Source organism: Paenibacillus jamilae (genome assembly GCF_050482105.1).
Classification (GTDB): Bacteria; Bacillota; Bacilli; order Paenibacillales; family Paenibacillaceae; genus Paenibacillus; species Paenibacillus jamilae_B.
Genome location: NZ_JBCNHI010000016.1, coordinates 49,368 through 67,902, shown reverse-complemented (window position 1 = coordinate 67,902; position 18,535 = coordinate 49,368). Strand labels below are relative to the sequence as shown.

General features: G+C 46.9%; 16 protein-coding genes. 10 read left to right on the top strand and 6 right to left on the bottom strand.

Annotation, left to right across the window (positions count from 1 at the left end; translation table 11 throughout):
* Positions 1-422 precede the first annotated feature (422 nt).
* The 3 genes from abnB (at position 423) to ABEW32_RS14060 (ending at position 3,790) form a co-directional block, all read left to right on the top strand.
* Positions 423-2,855: an arabinan endo-1,5-alpha-L-arabinosidase AbnB gene (abnB, locus tag ABEW32_RS14070; RefSeq protein ID WP_430188578.1), complete on the top strand. Its 2,433-nt coding sequence runs from the start codon at positions 423-425 to the stop codon at positions 2,853-2,855.
* Positions 2,856-3,242: 387 nt separating this feature from the next.
* Positions 3,243-3,443: a cold-shock protein gene (locus tag ABEW32_RS14065; protein ID WP_007428290.1), complete on the top strand. Its 201-nt coding sequence runs from the start codon at positions 3,243-3,245 to the stop codon at positions 3,441-3,443.
* A 131-nt stretch (positions 3,444-3,574) separates the two neighbouring features.
* Positions 3,575-3,790, top strand: coding sequence for a cold-shock protein (locus tag ABEW32_RS14060; RefSeq protein ID WP_013308357.1), 216 nt, complete (start codon positions 3,575-3,577; stop codon positions 3,788-3,790).
* Between the two features lie 88 nt (positions 3,791-3,878).
* Here the strand turns inward: ABEW32_RS14060 and ABEW32_RS14055 are convergent, their stop codons facing one another.
* A complete protein-coding gene (locus tag ABEW32_RS14055; protein ID WP_430188576.1) occupies positions 3,879-4,703 on the bottom strand; it encodes an alpha/beta fold hydrolase in 825 nt (274 codons plus the stop codon).
* A 187-nt stretch (positions 4,704-4,890) separates the two neighbouring features.
* On the opposite strand from ABEW32_RS14055, the gene ABEW32_RS14050 reads away from it, so the two are divergent.
* Entirely contained in the window at positions 4,891-5,223 is a 333-nt protein-coding gene (locus tag ABEW32_RS14050; RefSeq protein ID WP_430188574.1) for a hypothetical protein, read from the top strand.
* Positions 5,224-5,273: 50 nt separating this feature from the next.
* On the opposite strand, the gene ABEW32_RS14045 is transcribed toward ABEW32_RS14050, so the two are convergent.
* Positions 5,274-5,819: a GNAT family N-acetyltransferase gene (locus ABEW32_RS14045; protein ID WP_430188572.1), complete on the bottom strand. Its 546-nt coding sequence runs from the start codon at positions 5,817-5,819 to the stop codon at positions 5,274-5,276.
* 248 nt (positions 5,820-6,067) lie between these two features.
* The gene (locus ABEW32_RS14040; protein WP_430188571.1) at positions 6,068-6,640 is read right to left on the bottom strand and encodes a hypothetical protein; all 573 of its coding nucleotides are present in this window, start codon (positions 6,638-6,640) and stop codon (positions 6,068-6,070) included.
* A gap of 213 nt (positions 6,641-6,853) precedes the next feature.
* On the opposite strand from ABEW32_RS14040, the gene ABEW32_RS14035 reads away from it, so the two are divergent.
* The 6 genes from ABEW32_RS14035 (at position 6,854) to ABEW32_RS14010 (ending at position 11,609) form a co-directional block, all read left to right on the top strand.
* Positions 6,854-7,267 (top strand): GntR family transcriptional regulator, encoded by a 414-nt coding sequence (locus ABEW32_RS14035; RefSeq protein ID WP_430188569.1) that lies wholly within the window; start codon positions 6,854-6,856, stop codon positions 7,265-7,267.
* Entirely contained in the window at positions 7,264-7,977 is a 714-nt protein-coding gene (locus ABEW32_RS14030) for an ABC transporter ATP-binding protein (RefSeq protein WP_430188567.1), read from the top strand. The genes ABEW32_RS14035 and ABEW32_RS14030 overlap by 4 nt, the downstream gene beginning before the upstream one ends.
* Positions 7,974-8,741, top strand: a complete 768-nt coding sequence (locus ABEW32_RS14025; RefSeq protein WP_430188565.1) for an ABC transporter permease subunit — start codon at positions 7,974-7,976, stop codon at positions 8,739-8,741. Before ABEW32_RS14030 ends, ABEW32_RS14025 begins: the two co-directional genes overlap by 4 nt.
* 38 nt (positions 8,742-8,779) lie before the next feature.
* Positions 8,780-9,274 (top strand): CcdC protein domain-containing protein, encoded by a 495-nt coding sequence (locus tag ABEW32_RS14020; protein WP_430188564.1) that lies wholly within the window; start codon positions 8,780-8,782, stop codon positions 9,272-9,274.
* Positions 9,275-9,626: 352 nt separating this feature from the next.
* Positions 9,627-10,844, top strand: coding sequence for a stalk domain-containing protein (locus tag ABEW32_RS14015; RefSeq protein WP_430188562.1), 1,218 nt, complete (start codon positions 9,627-9,629; stop codon positions 10,842-10,844).
* Between the two features lie 87 nt (positions 10,845-10,931).
* Positions 10,932-11,609: a hypothetical protein gene (locus tag ABEW32_RS14010; RefSeq protein WP_430188561.1), complete on the top strand. Its 678-nt coding sequence runs from the start codon at positions 10,932-10,934 to the stop codon at positions 11,607-11,609.
* Positions 11,610-11,702: 93 nt separating this feature from the next.
* On the opposite strand, the gene ABEW32_RS14005 is transcribed toward ABEW32_RS14010, so the two are convergent.
* From ABEW32_RS14005 to ABEW32_RS13995, 3 genes are all read right to left on the bottom strand, one after another.
* Positions 11,703-12,707 carry a LacI family DNA-binding transcriptional regulator gene (locus ABEW32_RS14005; protein ID WP_430188559.1) on the bottom strand — a complete coding sequence of 335 codons (1,005 nt, stop codon included), beginning with the start codon at positions 12,705-12,707 and terminating at the stop codon, positions 11,703-11,705.
* A 166-nt stretch (positions 12,708-12,873) separates the two neighbouring features.
* Positions 12,874-16,314 carry a GH36-type glycosyl hydrolase domain-containing protein gene (locus ABEW32_RS14000; RefSeq protein WP_430188558.1) on the bottom strand — a complete coding sequence of 1,147 codons (3,441 nt, stop codon included), beginning with the start codon at positions 16,312-16,314 and terminating at the stop codon, positions 12,874-12,876.
* 13 nt (positions 16,315-16,327) lie between these two features.
* Positions 16,328-18,502 (bottom strand): glycoside hydrolase family 3 N-terminal domain-containing protein, encoded by a 2,175-nt coding sequence (locus tag ABEW32_RS13995; RefSeq protein WP_430188787.1) that lies wholly within the window; start codon positions 18,500-18,502, stop codon positions 16,328-16,330.
* Between the last annotated feature and the right edge of the window lie 33 nt (positions 18,503-18,535).

The following is an 18,535-nucleotide window of genomic DNA, read 5'->3' as shown; positions in this document are numbered from 1 at the left end:
CCTCCTTATAAAGTGTAAAATTTTGTATTTATATAATCGTAAAATGAGTCTTTTTAAGTATATCGGCAGGTAACATGTGGAATTTTACTTGTAAAATTATAACTTTAAACCAGTAGTTTAAGCAACACATTTATTAATGTTAATAATTAAATAAATAATTCACAAAAATATAAAATTACGTATTGAATTTTCCATTCCCATTGAATAATATAAAGATACGATGAACCGTCGGGTTTGAATCGTCCTTCTTGTTAGAAGAAGGTTTTATTTTTCAAATCAAATGGAAGCGCTTTAATTTCAGGGAGGAGATGATCAATATTTAATTCGAGGGTAAAGAAGTTAATTCAAACATAATCCTGACCGCCTTACTCCACATTGTTTTCATGTTATCAGGACTGTTCAAAACGAGAGGAGATTGATTTATGAAGCAAATATTCATTCGTAAAGTAACGGCTGCTTCTCTGGCAGGTGCGCTGTTGTTGCCTGCCTCTTTGGCAGGCGCCGAGTCAACACTTAATTCAGATACAGCTGGGATTCAAAGTATAGAGCAGGCCTCCCTTCAAGCACAGGGGCAGGAAAACCTTTTAAGCCAAAGTAAAAAGGCCGTCTCCTTCAAGGAGACTTCCGTACATGATCCATCCATCCTGAAAGTGAAAGACACGTTTTATATTTTTGGCTCACATCTGGCGGCTGCTAAATCCAAGGACCTCATGAATTGGGATACCATTGCGACAGGCGTGGCGAATGGGAATGCATTGATTCCCAACGTGAAGGAGGAATTAAAGGAAGCGCTGGATTGGGCACAGACAGACACGCTGTGGGCAGCGGATGTCATTCAATTGGCGGATGGTAAGTTCTATATGTACTATAACGCTTGTAAAGGCGACTCCCCGCGTTCAGCGATGGGCCTAGCGGTTGCTGATAAAATTGAAGGCCCTTATAAGAATAAAGGGATTTTTCTGAAATCGGGCATGTGGGGGCAACCGAGTGAAGATGGGACGATCTATGATGCAACCAAGCATCCCAACGCCGTAGACCCTGACACTTTCTATGATAAGAACGGCAAGCTGTGGATGGTATATGGCTCCTATTCCGGAGGCATTTTCATTATGCAGATGGATGAAAAAACAGGAAAGCCCTTACCAGGCCAAGGCTACGGGAAAAAGCTGACAGGTGGTAACCATGCTCGTATGGAGGGGCCATACATACAATACAGTCCACAAACGGATTACTATTACTTGTTCCTGTCTTATGGCGGATTGTCAGCGGACGGCGGATACAACTTGCGTGTGGCTCGGTCCAAAACACCGGATGGTCCTTTTTACGATGCCGAAGGCAACGACATGATCAAGGTCAAGGCCAATCCAGACAAACCCCTTTTTGATGACGCTTCCATTGAGCCATATGGTGTCAAGTTAATAGGTAATTACTTGATTCCGAGAGAAATTGGTGACCCGGGAACAGGATTGGGTACAGGCTATGTGTCGCCCGGACATAACTCGGCTTATTATGATCCCAAGACGAAAAAGCATTTTGTCATTTTTCATTCCCGTTTTCCGGGAAGAGGCGAGCAGTTTGAAGTGCGGGTACATGAAATGTTCATGAACGCTGACGGTTGGCCTGTAGTTGCTCCTTATCGCTATTCAGGAGATGAGGATTCACTGAAAAAGCTATCTGAGAAGGATGTTGTCGGTCAATACTCGTATGTTAATCACGGGAAGGAAATTTCGGCCAATATTAAGCAGGCCGTTACCGTCAGTCTGGACCAAGGTGGCAAACTGTCTGGTGGAGTGAACGGTACATGGAAGCTGGGGGCAAACAATCAGCTGGAGATTACAGCAGATGGTACGAAGTACAAAGGGGTATTCCTGCGACACCGTGATCCAGACACAGGAGCCAAGACGCTAGCTTTTACCGCATTGTCCTCCAAGGGTGTTGCGGTATGGGGTTCGCTAAAGCCTGACCTGAAGGCTAGCAAGATTGTAGCTGCGGTGCAGAAGGATTTGAGTCTAGGCGATACGAGCAACGTTTTTTATGATCTCACGCTACCTACTCAAGCTGCACAAGACACCACTATATCGTGGGAATCCTCCCGTCCCGAGATTATTTCTGTCACAGGTGAAGTGTACCGGCCAGAAGCCGGTTCTCAGCCTGTAGCAGTTACATTGACAGCGACTATCAAAAAGGACAAAGCTACAGCAAAGAAAAACTTTACAGCCATTGTTCCTGAGCAGGCTCAGGGTCCTCAGCTCGCACGCTACTCGTGGAATGAGGATCAGGGAACTTCCGTTGTGGACAGCACATACAATCAACTCGACGGTAAGGCGTATGGTGGTACCGCATGGGATAAAGACGGGAAGCTTGGCGGTGCTCTTGTCCTGAACGGCAAGGATGGTTACGTGCAGCTCCCCAATACGGTAACAGATGCGAAGGACTTTACCTTTTCCGCTTGGGTGAACTGGAAGGGTGGAGCCGCTTGGCAACGGATCTTTGACTTCGGCAACGGCCAGGCTCGCCATATTTTCCTCACCCCTTCCCAAGGAGGCGGTGTACTACAGTTTACCATCCATGAGGGTACGGATCAGAGCTTGCTTGCCAAATCATCATTACCTCTAAACCAGTGGACGCATGTAGCGGTTACACTGGAGGGGAATACAGGAAAGCTGTATGTAAATGGTGAAGAAGTAGCTGTAAATGACGGCATTACCTTTAACCCCAATGAGTTGCTAACGAACGAGGCTTATCTTGGTAAAAGCCGCTTTGCCGCCGATGCCTACTTTAACGGCAGTCTGGATGAGGTACAGTTATATAACAAAGCGCTGACAGCAGAGGAAATTAAAGCGCTGGCGGATTAGTAATTAGATTGAGCCAATAAAAGCAGGAGATGGGCTTTGCTCAAAAGGCTCATCTCCTGCGCAATGTTGTGTATATTTATTTTTGGATTACTGGTATAATAGGAAGCAATTGTGGATATAATGTTTTAAGTAGTCGTTAATGACTCACTCTTGTCTAATGAAAACAGCATGAAGCAGCAATAGCTGATATAAGCACTCTGCATAAATTAAATTCACCAGTGCTTGCGTTTTCAATACACTTATGGTAATATGAGTATATTGAAATTGTGACCTGAGATTCACATATTGTAGAGGGTTATTGTTTTAGGTTGAAATAACCTTGTGCAATATGTGAATTTTTATTTGTAAAAAATAAAGGTCATATAAATATATTTTGGAGGTAATTCCATGCAAACAGGTACAGTTAAATGGTTTAACGCAGAAAAAGGTTTCGGTTTCATCGAAGTTGAAGGTGGAAGCGATGTATTCGTACACTTCTCCGCAATCCAAGGCGAAGGTTTCAAATCTTTGGACGAAGGCCAACGCGTAGAATTCAACGTAGTTGAAGGAAACCGTGGACCACAAGCTGAGAACGTTGTAAAACTGTAATTTAAAATTACAGCCTACTTCAGATGCCCCGAACATAGCGTTTGGGGCATTTGTTTTTATCTGTTCACAAGACCGTTTTTGAACTGATTACATCTTATCGCTTTATAAATCATGAAGAAAGAGGGATGTTTATGTACAATTCACGGAAAAAGCCAATGGATGAAATTCCTGAGGAAATTACAACTGTTTGGAATTGCGCCAGTGATACATGCAACGGCTGGATGCGGGATAACTTCGCTTTTTCTGTCGAGCCGACATGCCCCATTTGCGGTTCTGCCATGGTGAAGGGCGAGAAAAAGCTGGCTGTTTTAAATAATACGAGCTTTAATCATACCAAACAATCCTAAGCGGATACATGTTTGTAGTAAAAGATGCCCCATAGCCTAACGGCGCTGAGGCGTCTTTTTTGTTTCTTTTGAGAGAATGAACGGGCTTTCAAAGGTGATGTGTAGAGGATGAGGATAGTATGCTCAGTAAGGTGGAATTAAATTCAGGTAACGCCTCATAAAATACACCGTGACCACTCCGTTCGAAAGGAATAAGCCTGGACCCGATGATTCCTTTTTGAGTTTCGATCGCTAGAGGGAAAGGGCAGACTCGATCCAGCTTACCGTGTAAAATCCACGTAGGCACGTGTATACACGGCAAATCGGACCGTAAATCAGAGTCACGCAGTGAATACAAAGTACAAGCCATGCTATGAACCGAAGCCGCAAAGCCCTGATCACGTAACCAGTCGCGTAAACTCTGGCTGACGGGATTAGCAAACAACATTTCGCCAAATGATGTTACCAGTTGTGGCCGATCTGTATAGGCTTGTTTGATGAGCTTATCTACCTCAGCGACAGGAGTGCCATAAGGAAAGCCGCTGGTTGGAGTGAACCGAGGTGTCGCAGCTCCGATCAAAATTAGCTGGTCAACACCCCATCCCCGGTGCCTGCTCATGTAGCGTGTGACAATAGCGCCTCCCATGGAAAAGCCGATCAACCGTATATGACTTAATTGAAGGAACTGTATAACCGCCAGGAGGTCGTCTGCCAGTCGATCATAATTGTATCCATGCCATGGTCGATCAGACTTCCCGAATCCCCTAAGATCTACTTGAATACAGCGGTATCCGTAAGCAGGCAACAGGGCAACCTGGTATTCGTACATGCGATGGTCCAGCGGCCAGCCGTGCACCATCAGAACAGGGATGCCAGCTCCTATATCTTCTACATACAGCTTAACGCCACGTTCCACTTCAATATAATATCCCATGATGCTCCCCCCCTTTAAAAATCACCAAATTTCGTTCTCTCTCACATATATGTAGCCAGAGCTTAGCCCATTCGAAAAAGGGGTGAGATCGTCGCTATGTAAGCATGGAATTAGTAAAATATGTATGTCATCCTGCAGGGGGATAGGATATACTTATGGAATGAAATAGCATTGGGAGAGTGGAACAATGACACCATCAAAAACATTAAAATGGATTACAGGCGGATTGGAGCTATTTTTTGCTATTCCTGTTCTGGGCGGGCTGATCGTCGTAAATTCTGCGTATACGATATTGTTCTTTATGTTGATTTTCCACATTGTAACGTTGGTGCTATCGGTGACTAATAAAGAGCCTTATTATGGATCTATTTTAGGAATCGTGACATCGGTTGTTGGATGGATTCCATTTGTGGGCTGGTTAATGCACTTGCTCTCAGGAATATTTTTGATGATTACCGCAGCCCAACAGCCGCGTGATCATTATCGCAATCGTAACCCCTATGATAACTATCGCTATTAGCATACATACCGCGCTGAAATGATGAAAGATCCTGTTCGACAGGATCTTCTTTAGTTATAAAATCTCCCCATGACTATGGTGTTGTAGTACTGTCCATCTGAGAGAATCTTGTCGTTTGTTAACACCCCTTCGATTTCGAATCCATACTTTTTATAAAGCTCAATGGCTTTATTATTGGTTTCTAGAACTTGGAGAGTTATTTTCTGGATGCCGTTGGAGTCTGCCCAGGAAATAGATTCTTTTAAAAGATTCGTCCCGATCCCATAACCCCAGAATTCCTTTAGTACACATACACCGAACTCAACTTTATGAGCAAATCTGCGCAGCACATGACCTTCGCATCTTGAAAATCCAACGACTTTATCATGAACGACCGCAACTAAAAATAGATTTTTGCTATGTTCTGTATCGGCTTTGATAAGCTGTTCAAAACCGGCTGCACTTATGAATGCTTCCCCCTTCTCTCTGTCTAAATTTTCAGTCTCTCCATCAATTAGCACGCGAATTTCCGACAAGTCCATCGCATCCTGAACCATGGCAGACCTGATGGTATAGCTTACTCCTCGTACATAAAATTCCTGTTTATTTATTTTCATTACATACTCCTTTTGCTGAATCAGGATAAAAAATGTGATCTTTGGCTTAGGTTAGTTTACCACATATTGTATAAGTATAAGCCTGTCCTCTTCTGTTGTATCTCAGCAGAGGACAGGCTTATTGGTTCTCAATCCGTACAGGGAAGCCGGATGGAGATTTATTATTATGGAGTGGCTGCATCAGATTAACAAATGGTTCTTATGAATGTGACTTATCGAGTTACAGCTATGGAAAAATAGATTTGCAACTATTTTTGCTTAGCAGAGGCTTTAGCTGCATCCGGTTTAGCAGGAGCCTTGTCCGTATCTGGTTTAGCGGGAGCTTTACCTGCTTCTCCTTTAGCCCCGTCTACTGGTGGCTTAGAGGGCTTAACGCCATTCACCATATCGGTAATCATTTGCTTCAGGTTGGAAGTACGTTGGTTATATTCGCTTGCGGTAATTTTGCTGTTTTGTTTTTCCGTAGCGAGCTTCGACTTCATATCCGAAACCATCACATCAATCACGGAGTTTACGCTAACGCCTTGTGCTTTGGCGATCGTAGCCAGGGATTTACCGGCCTTCAACTGTGTATCCAACTGACTGGAGGACAACTTTAATAGTTTGAGGAGAGCCTTGTTCTCAGCGTAGTTTCCTCCTGCGATTTGTGGACCGTTAGCATCGCCGGGGTTACCCTTAGGAGCCTGTGCTTTGTTTGCAGTAGGAGCCTTCTCAGGTGTAGTTGAAGCAGCATGGGCTGCGCCTGTGGAGTACAACGCTCCGCCTCCTAAAAATGCCAACGCCATCGTTCCGGCCAAAATTGCTTTCTTGGTGCTTTTCATCTTCATTTTCCACCTTTCCATTATGGTTTGTTTGGTACCTGATATATCATAAGGGATCAACTTGAATGCTATCTGAGCGCAAGCTGAGCATTTACTGAATGATATTGGGATGGCAGGACTAGCATTTTAATTATTTGTACTTGTATTACGTGTATTAAGTGATATAATACACTACAGGCACGAAAGATACAGCCGAATTAGGGGGAAACACCCATGGAAGAACAACGGGTTGGCTCGTTCCGATTTTTAATTGACTTTAGCCAGCCATTATATGAACAAATATTAAATCAAGTACGAAGCTCCATTGCTAAAGGAGAGATTGAAATGGGAAGCAAAATGCCATCTGTTCGTGATCTGGCGCAGGAATTGCGTATGAACCCGAATACTGTGATGCGGGCATATCAGGAGCTAGAGCGGGACGGTTTGACTGAGAAGCGACGCGGCTTGGGCACATATGTAACTTCGTCCAGTGAGCGGATTGCGGTCTTTCGGGAACAACTGGCTATGACGTATATAGATCAGTTTCTCGGACAGATGAGCAGCCTGGGATTATCTTGGGAAGATGTGCAGCATTATATAAGAAACCGACAGGACGAAGATCATGAGGAAGGAGGCGAAAAGGCATGACGGAGTCTGTGGTAATTGCCAAGCAACTGGTGAAGCAATATGGCAGTAAAAAAGCATTGGACCAACTGGATGTCGTCATTCCGGCAGGACGTATTGTGGGTGTGCTTGGGCCCAATGGCTGTGGGAAGTCCAGCTTCTTTCGAGCCATCACGGGGTTGATCCAGCTGGACGGGGGCGAGCTTCAGGTGCTGGGCCAACAGCCTGGCTGGGAAACCAACCGGAATATATCCTATCTTCCTGACCGGGCGCGATGGTATCCCAATCATACAGTTCAGCAGACGCTGGAATGGGGGAACTCCTTTTTGCCTGGCTTCAATATAAAGGATGCCTATAAACTAGCTGAACATATGGACGTGGAACTTGGGCTGAGGATGGCTGGATTGAGTCGCGGACAGGAGGCACGTGTACTGCTGATTCTGTGCCTGGCACGAGAAGTACCGCTTATGATCCTGGATGAACCTTTTGTAGGCATTGATGTGCTCTCTAGAGAAGCAATCGTAGCAGGGATTATTGATTATTTGGAGGATCGGCAACAGTCCATACTCATTAGCACACATGATATTCAGGAAGTGGAAGGCTTGTTTGATTACACGGTTATGATGGACCGGGGGCGAGTGATATGGTCCGGTGAATCGGATGATCTGCGTGCAGAGCATGGCTCGCTAAATCAGGTGTTCCGCAATTTGTACAAAAGGGAGTGGAAGGCGTGAACTCATCCGAGCTGTTCAAAGATTTGATACGCCATGAATTTCGAAATAAAGGGAGCTGGAGAAAGCAAAGCCGCAATCGACTGCCCAGATCGTGGAGACTTGTATATTTCTCACTATTTCTAATCGCGGCGTTCGCGATTTCCTTGTACTTCGCTCTTCACAACCAACTCGAATTGACGCGGCTGTGGTATGTCACCCTGGGCTTGCCGTACATGATCGTTTTCATGGGTGTGGGAATGTTGAGAAGAGAATGGGAAAATGATACCTACGGATGGTGGCTGACCCTTCCCTATCCGCGCATGTGGCTGATTAGCGCCAAATGGATTGCAGCTATTTTACAAACCATTGTCGTGATATTGCTTTTGTTTGTGGTAGGTTCTCTATACGCGCTGTTCATCTCGTCGACCCTACAAGCTTATACGTTTGCGGATGCAGCGTCATTTATGATAGCTGGCCTGAACTGGTTTGTGATGATTATCGCCTTCACGCCGTTGGTTATTGCGCTGGGGCTGCTAACGGCCAGTACCAAATACAGCACCTTGCGGCCGCTTAGCCCGATATTGTGGATTCTTTTGATGGGGGGAGGGAGTGTCTTTTATTGGTCAGGCGATCAGCGGATCTATGAGCAATTTCATGATGTTCAGAACGGTCACTGGTTTCCCTTTACTTGGCATTTCCCGGTTGCAGCATTGATTAGTTGGATTGTTGCATATGTCTTAATTCGATTGAACGCTTATTTACTAGAGAAAAAGCTGTCACTCTAACTTAAATAAATAACTATATAGTAGAAAGGAATTTCACCATGACGACAATCTTTATTTATGCATTGATGGCTGTTCTGGTGGGTCTGATGATCTGGTTAAGAACCAAAAGACGAAGGGGTCCAGTAAAAGGAAACGGATTCCGGATTTTGCTTCCCATGTTTATCGCTTTCCCAGTCATGATGCTGTCCGTTTATCAATTGATGCATATTCCTGGCCAAACGTACGCGCCCCCCGCCCTTTGGGAGCTACTGGTTGCTGGGTTATTAGGAGCTCTGTTTGGCTACGTTATTTTGCTGCATACGGCGTATGAAAGACGAGATGACGGTCTCATCTATCCCAAGCCGAACCAATATTTTAAGTATATTATTATCGCTATTATTTTGATTCGCGTTGTTCTGACCCAGTACCTCAGTAGTTTGGGCACGAGCGAAATTAGCATGCTGGCCATTACGATGGCGCTCGTGTATATCTCAATCTGGCGAATTGGGAGCTTTATCAAGTATCGGAGGACGGTATCCATAACACAATATTAATGAGGCTAACAGCGGCTTTCTATTCACAAAGCGTTCATTCGCTTGGTGATAGGAGCCGCTTTTTTTGAGCTAACTCATTAGTACATGTAATTTATAATAAAACGATGAGGATGATCATACATTGTTATTGCTTTCCATATCCTTTATTCGAGGGTTGGTGGCTTGCATGGCAACGGTCATAAGTATAAACATTTAAGGAGGTTTTTTAAGGTTTCAAATGATTTGAATGGGGGTTAAAGTAAGATAGGTAGGGAAAAGTTTATTCCTTCGCGGTTAACTGCAACTATAATAGTTACATAAAGAGAAATCGTACTCCATATTCTATTTTACAGGTTGAGAGGGGCTTACATTCATGAAAAAACATACGGTTACTGCTGCAATTGCTGGCTTGCTGGTTCTGTCTTCTGCTGTACCGGCTTTAGCGGCCGACGTAAAACCTGCTACGGGGATTCAGGTTTGGGTAGATGGCAAGAAGGAGGCTTACAAAATTGCGCCTATTGTTGAAAATAAGCAGGTTTTGATTCCTTTAAGACAGTTGGCCTCCAGTTTAGGTATTCCCCTGGACGCCAAGCACATTACGTTCAATACAGCGCGTCAAAGCACGACAATTCGTTATGATCAGGCGACCGTTGTCCTGGTGTCAGGAAATCCGGAAGCGCAGATCAATGGGATTAAGGTACCACTGTCCACCTCTCCCATCTTGACCAAGCAAGGGGTAACCTATGTGCCGGTCGATGTCGTCAAAGAAGCGTGGGGCAAGCAAGTGATTTGGGACCCGGCCAGCCAGACCTTGCAAATCGGGGTGAGTAATAAGGATAAGGTTGTTGAGATTCTGAAGAGCTTTGAAACGGGTGATACGAAAGCAGCCGAGACTTGGATCAGCAAAGATCAGTACATTCAGCATAATCCAAGCTTTGCTAGCGGAAGAGATGCCTTGTTGCAAGGAATTAGCCAATCGAAGGGCGCCAATGTGTTTGTTGAAATCCAGCGGATTATTCAGGACGGCAATCATGTAGCAGTACATTATAAAAAGTCCGTTGCAGGCAAAACGAGCATTGGTTTTGATATTTTCCGCTTCGATAGCAGTGGTAAAATTGTGGAGCATTGGGACAACATGCAGGACTCGGCTCCAACCAATCGAAGCGGACACACCATGATTGACGGAACAACACAAGTCACGGATCTTAGCCAAACTGAGACGAACAAAACGCTGATCCGCAAGTTCGTGGATGACGTGCTGGTTGGCAAAAATCGTGCAGCATTGGAAAGCTATTATAATGGGGATCAGTATATTCAGCATAATCCTCTTTTTGGTGACGGTGTATCCAGTCTGAAGCAAGCATTATCCGCAGCGGGCGAGGGAGCTTCTATTGGATATGATCAGGTGCATATGGTTCTTGGCGAAGGCAACTTTGTGCTGGTAGTAAGTGAATTGAAATCTCCTAAGGGAACCTCAGCTGCTGCCTATGATCTATTCCGTGTGGAGAACGGCAAAATAGCTGAGCATTGGGATGTAGTTCAGGGGATTCCGGCTAAAACAGAGTGGAAAAATACGAACGGTAAATTTTAAAAATGCGCTTGTAGTGTGATCTGATTGGCACTGTCCAGACCGTCCGGTTCCTGTTAAAATGGTGCAAACATATCAGGGGATTGGACGGTGGAAGACTTGAAGCAACGTGTGGGCTGCCTGCATGCGCATTACTCGAATATAGCTTATGTGGAACGAGCTTTTGCTTCTTATGAGGTGGAGCTAGTACATTTTGTAGAACCAGGACTTATGCGCCGGATCTCGTCTGACCCGCATTTTTCTGCGGAGGAGGCCAGTCGCAAGGTAGAAGAACAGTTGAGATGGATGTCTCAAAGCGATCTAGACGTTATTTTGATAACGTGCACGAATTATATCGTTTTGGCAGAGAAGGCCCGAGAGGCAATGTCTATACCGATATTCGCACTGGATGAGCCTTTTTTTCATGAGATGTGCGATGATTTGCTGCCACGCACCTTGGTATTCACGAATCCAGCTACCGTAGAGGGGACGATGAAGCGTCTTTATCATACAGCCACTTTGTTAGGCCAGCCGGACCTTTCCTCTTTGATAGAGGTCAAGGTGGTGGCGGACGCTTTTGAGCTGATTATGCAGGGACGTAAAGATGAATATGAGGAATTGCTGGTTCGTTCATTGCATGAACTGACGAAGGCTGATCCAAGCAGAGGGCTGGCTGTAGCACAGTTATCCATGGTTGATGCTGCGTTGCAGGTGGAGCTGGAGACAGGTCGAACGATTGCCAATCCCTTACGGTCGTTGACGAACTTAATTGAGGTTTTGTTAGGTTAAATCAGTATAGCTAAAAGAACTTCCAACCCATTTTGGGACAGTGGAAGTTCTTTTTTTGGAAGCTGGTAGATGAGGGTACCTCTGTGCGGTTCACTAGAGCTCCTGCTGGTCTTGGGTGATGAGCGCTGCGCCAGCCGATTCCCTTTGAACAAGCGTAACGTACAGCCGTTCATGCTCCACCTCTTCCCCAGCAATGATCTTGAGAACCTGTTCGGCGGCTACAGCGCCCCATTTGCGCTTGGAATAGTCAATTGTTGTCAGCCGGGGCTGAATATATTGCGCCAGCTCGATATTATCAAAGCCGACAATATGAACATCCTTGCCAATGGTAAGCTCTGATTGAGCCATTCGATTGTAAAAGCCTACGGCCATTTCATCATTGAGACAAAATACAGCTACAGGCTCCGAATCAGGGCCAACCTGCTGCTGTAAAATGATCTCAGCCGCCTGTTCACCGCCCGACTTCTCGAAATTGCCGTCAATTTCGATCATCTCGGCGACCCCGCTACGCTCAATGGTCTGCTTGACCGCCTGCATCCGCTGCCATGAATCATAAGACCCCTCTGGTCCGGTCACAACATATAGCTTGCGGTGTCCCAATTCCAATAGATGCTCTATGGCGAGTGCGGCACCTGCTTTGTTATCCAGCAGTACCTGATTAATGTTAGGATGATTCAATTCCCGGTCCAATACGACAATTTTGTGCCCGCGCTCGGCGTAGTTCAGCAGCTCCTGACTATCAAACGTCTGATCCAGTACGATGGCTCCGTCAATCATGCGTTCTGGTAGCATACGATGGGATTGCTTGCCGCTGCAGACAATGAGGTCATACCCCTTGCGGTTCAAAATTTCCTTGATGCCGTACAGCAAATCTCCATAAACGTCTCCGCGAAAATCAGTCAGGAATACGCCAATAATTTTGGTCTGCCTTTTTTTGAGATTCCGTGCGGCGGCATTTGGCACATAGTTAAGCTCTTTGGCAATGGCCAAAATACGTGCGCAAGTCTCTTCTGTTACCTTATCGCTACCGTTCAAAGCATATGAAACGGTAGATATGGAAACGCCCGCCTGTTTGGCGATATCTTTAATGCTGACCACAGCGTCACCTCCTTGTGTCCGTCTTATAAATGCTATTGTATATGCATTATTAACCACATATCTATTCAAAATGTCGTAGTTCTACATGCAAGCAGCAAAGGGCGATCCCGTAAGATCGCCATCCCTTTGTTGCCTATCCCTGATTTTGCTTACGCATCATTCGATTTTATAAAATAATCTCCAGGCGGTGCACACCATCATGTTCTGCTAACGCCTGCTCGAAAGCCTGACGTTTGATACGCAAGGCACCGGAACGATAGCGATTATCATCGGCTGGCTCGCTTTCCAGAGGGGAACCGTTCAATACTGCACGGCCTTGCTCACCGCTCGTATGCTCTTGCAGCATGCGGTAGACGAAGGTGATTGGCTTTCCTGCAAAGGAAAATTTAAATTCCAATCCGTCGAGATCGTCCGGCAGCACAGGGTCCAGAATCAGGTCCTCGCCTGACTGACGGATACCAAGGACATTGGATATGAGCTGATTCATATAAATTCCCGGACCGCTGGAATAGATTCTCCAGCCACCCTTGACGGGTACGGCTCCTTCCCGCAGTTCACCAAACCGTTCCTGTGCTTCATAGCGGGTGTTAAATTTACCGTCCGAGCTGCTAAAATACGCGTTGCTTTGGCGCCATTCGGCATTCGGTACGGTCGCGCGGATGCCAACCGGATTGATGAGCTTCAGACTATGCCAAGCGTCATCCTTGCGTCCTAACTTGGCCATGGCTTCCACAAAGCGGATATGGGCATGTACATATTGCAGGCCGACCTCACGTCCAAAGTTGGCCGCTTGCTCTGCGCGCTTGAAGTGCGAACTCACACCGCCATCATATTGTGCAGGGCGGTTCATCAGACGCACACCATCCGGGCAGAGGAACTGCTCGCGGATAAGCCGCTCATGAGCCAATGCTTGCTCAGGCGTGAGCAATTGGCTAATCATGCTGCGTGTCATCGGCAGCAAGCGGTAGTGGATTCCCGTCTCGGTGTCGGACGGATGGAGCATCAGCTTCGGTTGACCAGGCTTTTCCATATATACAAAGCCTGGAATAACTTCGCTCTCCAGCATGTAGCGATTGAAGTCTTTACGGATGCCGTTCGCCATCTGATGTAAATCTTGAGCGATCTTATCGGCATCGCTTACTACATCTGCTGGAGCTTGCTCCAACGCAGCAGCAAAGTTACGAATCACTTGGTAGGTGAGTGCAACCGTCCAGCTGCTCGCCATGTATTGCTTCAGCTGCGCATTGGCTGGCTGGAGGGTATCATCCCAATCACCGTCGCCATAAGCCGATAAGTACGTGTCATGAAGGAAATTTTCCCGAATATATTCGATTTCCTTCATCGCATGTTCCATGAGGGTCGCAGTCTGCTTGGTATAATCGAAAGTATGTCGATGGGTGTAAGGTACATTTTCTCCCAGAATACTGTAATCACGGGTAGCGGTCAAATAATCGCCCAGTACCTTAAGCGGCCAAACGATAATATCGCCATGGCTTTCTTCTTGCTGCACGTGAGTATAGTTGTCAAACATAAACCATTGCGGCCAGTTCCCGGTATCTTCATACTGATGGCTGAATACAGTTAGCAAAATAGAACGAACCTCGTCGAACTTCTGCACAGCCGAGAAGTATTCTACAGGCCCCTGACATACATCGCGTGTCCCCCAGGCCGCACCGCCATATTGCTCCAGACCGTGAGGTACAGAGTAGTGGACGAGCATATTGTGGGTGTACCACCAGGCCACTGCGTTCACACGGAATAGCTCGCTGGTTTCCTGCTGGCCAAGCGTCAGATGGAAGCCATTCATAAGCTCCGCAAAATATTCCCGATAGCGCTCGCGCTCATCTTCAAAGGAGGCGTGAGGCTCCTTGTGTGCTCGGTCCTTTCCGGTCGAGCGGCCATGCAGCCAGCCCTGTACAGTGCAGGTCCATTCGCTGCTGTCGCCCAGTTCCAAAACGACCAGTGACGCATCAGGAGATGCTCCGCCCTGTAGCAGTGCTTGAGCATCACTCACCTGCTGTAACGAAGCGCCTGCTACGTGCATGCGGTACAAAAGGTCCGGATAAGCCTCGGCGCTTAGGGAGGCGGAATCAGCTCTAAAGAGCAGGTCGTCACCTTCGCGTTCCATATGAAACGGAAGCTCATATTCGTTCACATGCATACACATTTGCTGAGTAATAAGGAATGGGTAAGCTTTACCACTTGCCGAACGCATGTGAAGTCGCACTTCTGGGCTATCGGCATTCGTATGATTTGTAACAATGAATGTATCGTCAGCCGTTTTGTAATACCAGCGCACATAATTAAAGCCAATCTCAAACAGGGAAGGCATGGTGAGCAGGCGGTATTTTCCTTGGATTCCGACGTAGATACGTTGACCGGATGTCTTGGGAATGTTGAGCGCATTACGCACGTTAGTAATCATTTTGTTAAAATTCGTATTGCCAATCACGAGTTGGGAATTGAATACTCCGTACATATAGGAGGTAGTTGTGATGGTTTCTTCTTTACCTCCATTGTAATGCCCACCCATTAAAATGTGACCGTGAGGACGCTCTACACGTAGCTCTTTGGATTTGAGTACGACATGCTCATAGCTGTCCGTAAAAAAGGAAAGTAGTACATCGCCATCCCGTTCTTCTTCCTGGCGTTTAGGGAAAAGCTGATCCACTTCGGCATCGGTCAAGTCCAGCGTGCGCAGCGGCTCACCGATGGTTTGCGCTGGAGCTACACGCTCTGCCTGGAAGTCACTTGTGATACGTGCTGGTATGATACTCGCGGAGGCGTCCGCTAGAACGGGAGCTACTTCATCGCGTGCTTTGGTTACCAGGTCCTGATACTCCAGCTTCGTCACTGCAGCCGGATGGCTCGGCTGGAACAGACCGTAAAACGTAAAGCGAGCTTCCCCGGCGAGTTTTACCCGCTCAGATTGCAGCGCCGTATAGGCGAATTCATATTGATACACTTCATTGGCGAGCGAGTCGCGGCGCAGTGCTTCCGGCTCATTCGTTTCCTTGTAAGAAAGACCAAAGAACTGAAATCCGTCCGTCGAGTATCCGACAGTGCGGGTTAACGAGCCTTGTTGAATATAAGGGAATGCCTGACTTTGAGGCTGATTCTGACGGGAACAAACAGTATAGCCTCTTTCTTCATCATGATAGACAGTATGGTCAATATATTGAGACAAGTAAGCTTCATTACTACGTACAGCAGCAGTATCGGCAATACCGATATCCTGGCCGTACACAATATCTGCTTCGACGTCATCGCCCTGTAGGGTTACATCCCAGAACCATACTCCGAGGCGGCTTAGTGTGAAAGCTACTTGATAGCCTACACCGGCAGCGAAACCTTCCCATATAATCTGCTGATCCGTTTGTCGGATTACGCCGGGCGAACGAACTCCAAGCAGAGGAGTAATGCTCACACCAGAAGGACGATACAGTCTCAGATACAGATTGTTCAGGGAACCATCGACGGAATTGGTCAACAGTTGGTTGATCATCGTTGAGCCGTGAGCGATCTTATACACATCACCGCTGCTTAAGAAGGTAAAAGACAGGTCACCGGCCCGCAGCAAAATATTTTGATCTAGACTTGTATTCATCAAAGGGAACGCCTCACTTTCCTGTTTCTTTTACTAACCGAAAACGGCCTTCTGTAGTATCTCGGCTGTTAGGTCCTGTAAAGACGGCGAATTCACCGCTGTCACTGTCGAAGCTCAAATCTGCATGATGATAACGCAGCTGAGGCTCGGTCAATATAAATTCCACTTCCCGACTTTCGCCTGGGGCAAGCAGGACTTTACAGAAATCTTTCAGTTCTTTCATTGGTCGAACTGTATCACCGCTGATATCACGAATATAGAACTGGACCGTTTCCTCGACTGGACGCGTTCCTGTGTTCGTTACTTGCACTTTAACGGTCAGTTCTTGACCGGGAATAAGGGTGTCACCGGACACCTGTACGCTCCCATAGGTTACATCGGTGTAGCTCAGGCCATAACCGAACGGGAATAAAGGTTCGTTGGGTACGTCTAGGTATTGGGACACGTAGCGTTCTGTTGTGTTCGGATCTAACTGCGGACGTCCTGTATTAAAATGATTATAATACACAGGCACCTGCCCGACCGTTTGCGGGAAGGACATCGTCAGACGACCCGTAGGTTCGGCATCACCGTATAACAAATCGGCAATCGCCGCGCCGCCTTCGCCACCAGGGAACCAGGCTTCCAGTACAGCGTCTGCTTCCTCAATGACACCATGCAGATCTAATGGACGACCATTGAACAGGACGGCTACCATTGGCTTGTTCAGTGTTTTCAGGCGTTTCACCAATTCCAACTGTGCCTGCGGCAGGCGAATATTCGAACGGCTGCCTGCTTCACCGCTCATGTCTGAGCGCTCGCCAAGTGCTAGAACGATGACCTCTGCTTGACTGGCAGCATGCAGAGCTTCTGCATATTGCTCCTCTGTGATGTCGTCTATAGAGCATCCTGTCGCAACCGTGAGCAGCGAGGAGGATATTTTAGATTGGAATCCATCAACAACACGAATGGCTTCCTCTTGTGAACCGCTCCACGACCAAGAGCCCAGAATATCGCCGCTCTCTGCAAAAGGTCCAATCAACGCAATATGTTGACTGCAATTCAATGGAAGCACGGAATCATTTTTGAGTAGCACGCATGATTTAATAGCTAGTTCTTTAGCAACCGCACGGTGTGCTTCGCAGAACACAACTTCACGCTCACGCTCAGGGTCTGCGCCGCGTAGCGGATTCTCGAACAATCCCAGTTTTTGCTTAAGCTTCAATATACGCATCACTGCTTCATCAACGAGGGCTTCATCCAACTCCCCACTACGAATCAGTTCAGGCAGGTGACCATTATAGCAGGAGGTCATCATTTCAATATCTACGCCTGCCAGCAATGCTTTTTGGGCGGCCTCCCGTTCATCCTCAGCGATGCCGTGAGGAATCAGCTCTTTGATTGCGGCCCAATCCGAAATGAGTACTCCGTCAAAGCCCCATTCATCACGAAGCAGATCACGCATCAGGCGCTTATTGCCCGTTGCGGCGACGCCTTCTACGGTATTGAAGGACGTCATCACCATTTCGCAGCCTTCATCTAAAGCAGCTTTGTAGGAGGGTAGATAATACTCTCGCAGCTGCCATGCGGATACATCTACGGTATTGTAATCACGTCCGCCCTCACCGGCTCCATATGCAGCAAAGTGCTTCACGCATGCGGCTACCCGCTCGGTATCATTTGTCAGATCTTTACCCTGAAATCCGCGCACAAACGCACGGGCAAATTGACTGTTGAGATAAGGGTCTTCCCCAGTAGATTCCATCACACGACCCCAGCGCGGATCACGTACCAGATCGACCATAGGAGCGAATGTAACGTGAACACCGGATACGGCCGCTTCCCGGGCAGCGATGGTAGCGCTCTCCTCTGCAAGTTGCATATCCCATGAGCAACCCATAGCCAGCGGTATAGGGAAAATCGTTTTGAAGCCGTGTACAATATCTGCCATAATTAAAAGCGGGATACCCAGACGGTTTTTACTCAAATGAGCCTGCTGAACACGAATTGCTTCCTGGGCTCCTGCAAGGCCGAGCACGGAACCAACGTTGTGAACCGTCTGCTCTGTGATGCCGAGAGAAGCCATAGGCCCAGTAATTTGGCCCTCTGTACCCGCTTCTTCAAAAAAGCCACCCACAAGCTGAAGCAGTTGGTCAACTTTTTCTTCAAGCGTCATGTTTTGTAAATAGGAATTCAGGTGTTGTTCCATCATAATCCTCCGTAAGCTGTTTGGTTGGTAAAA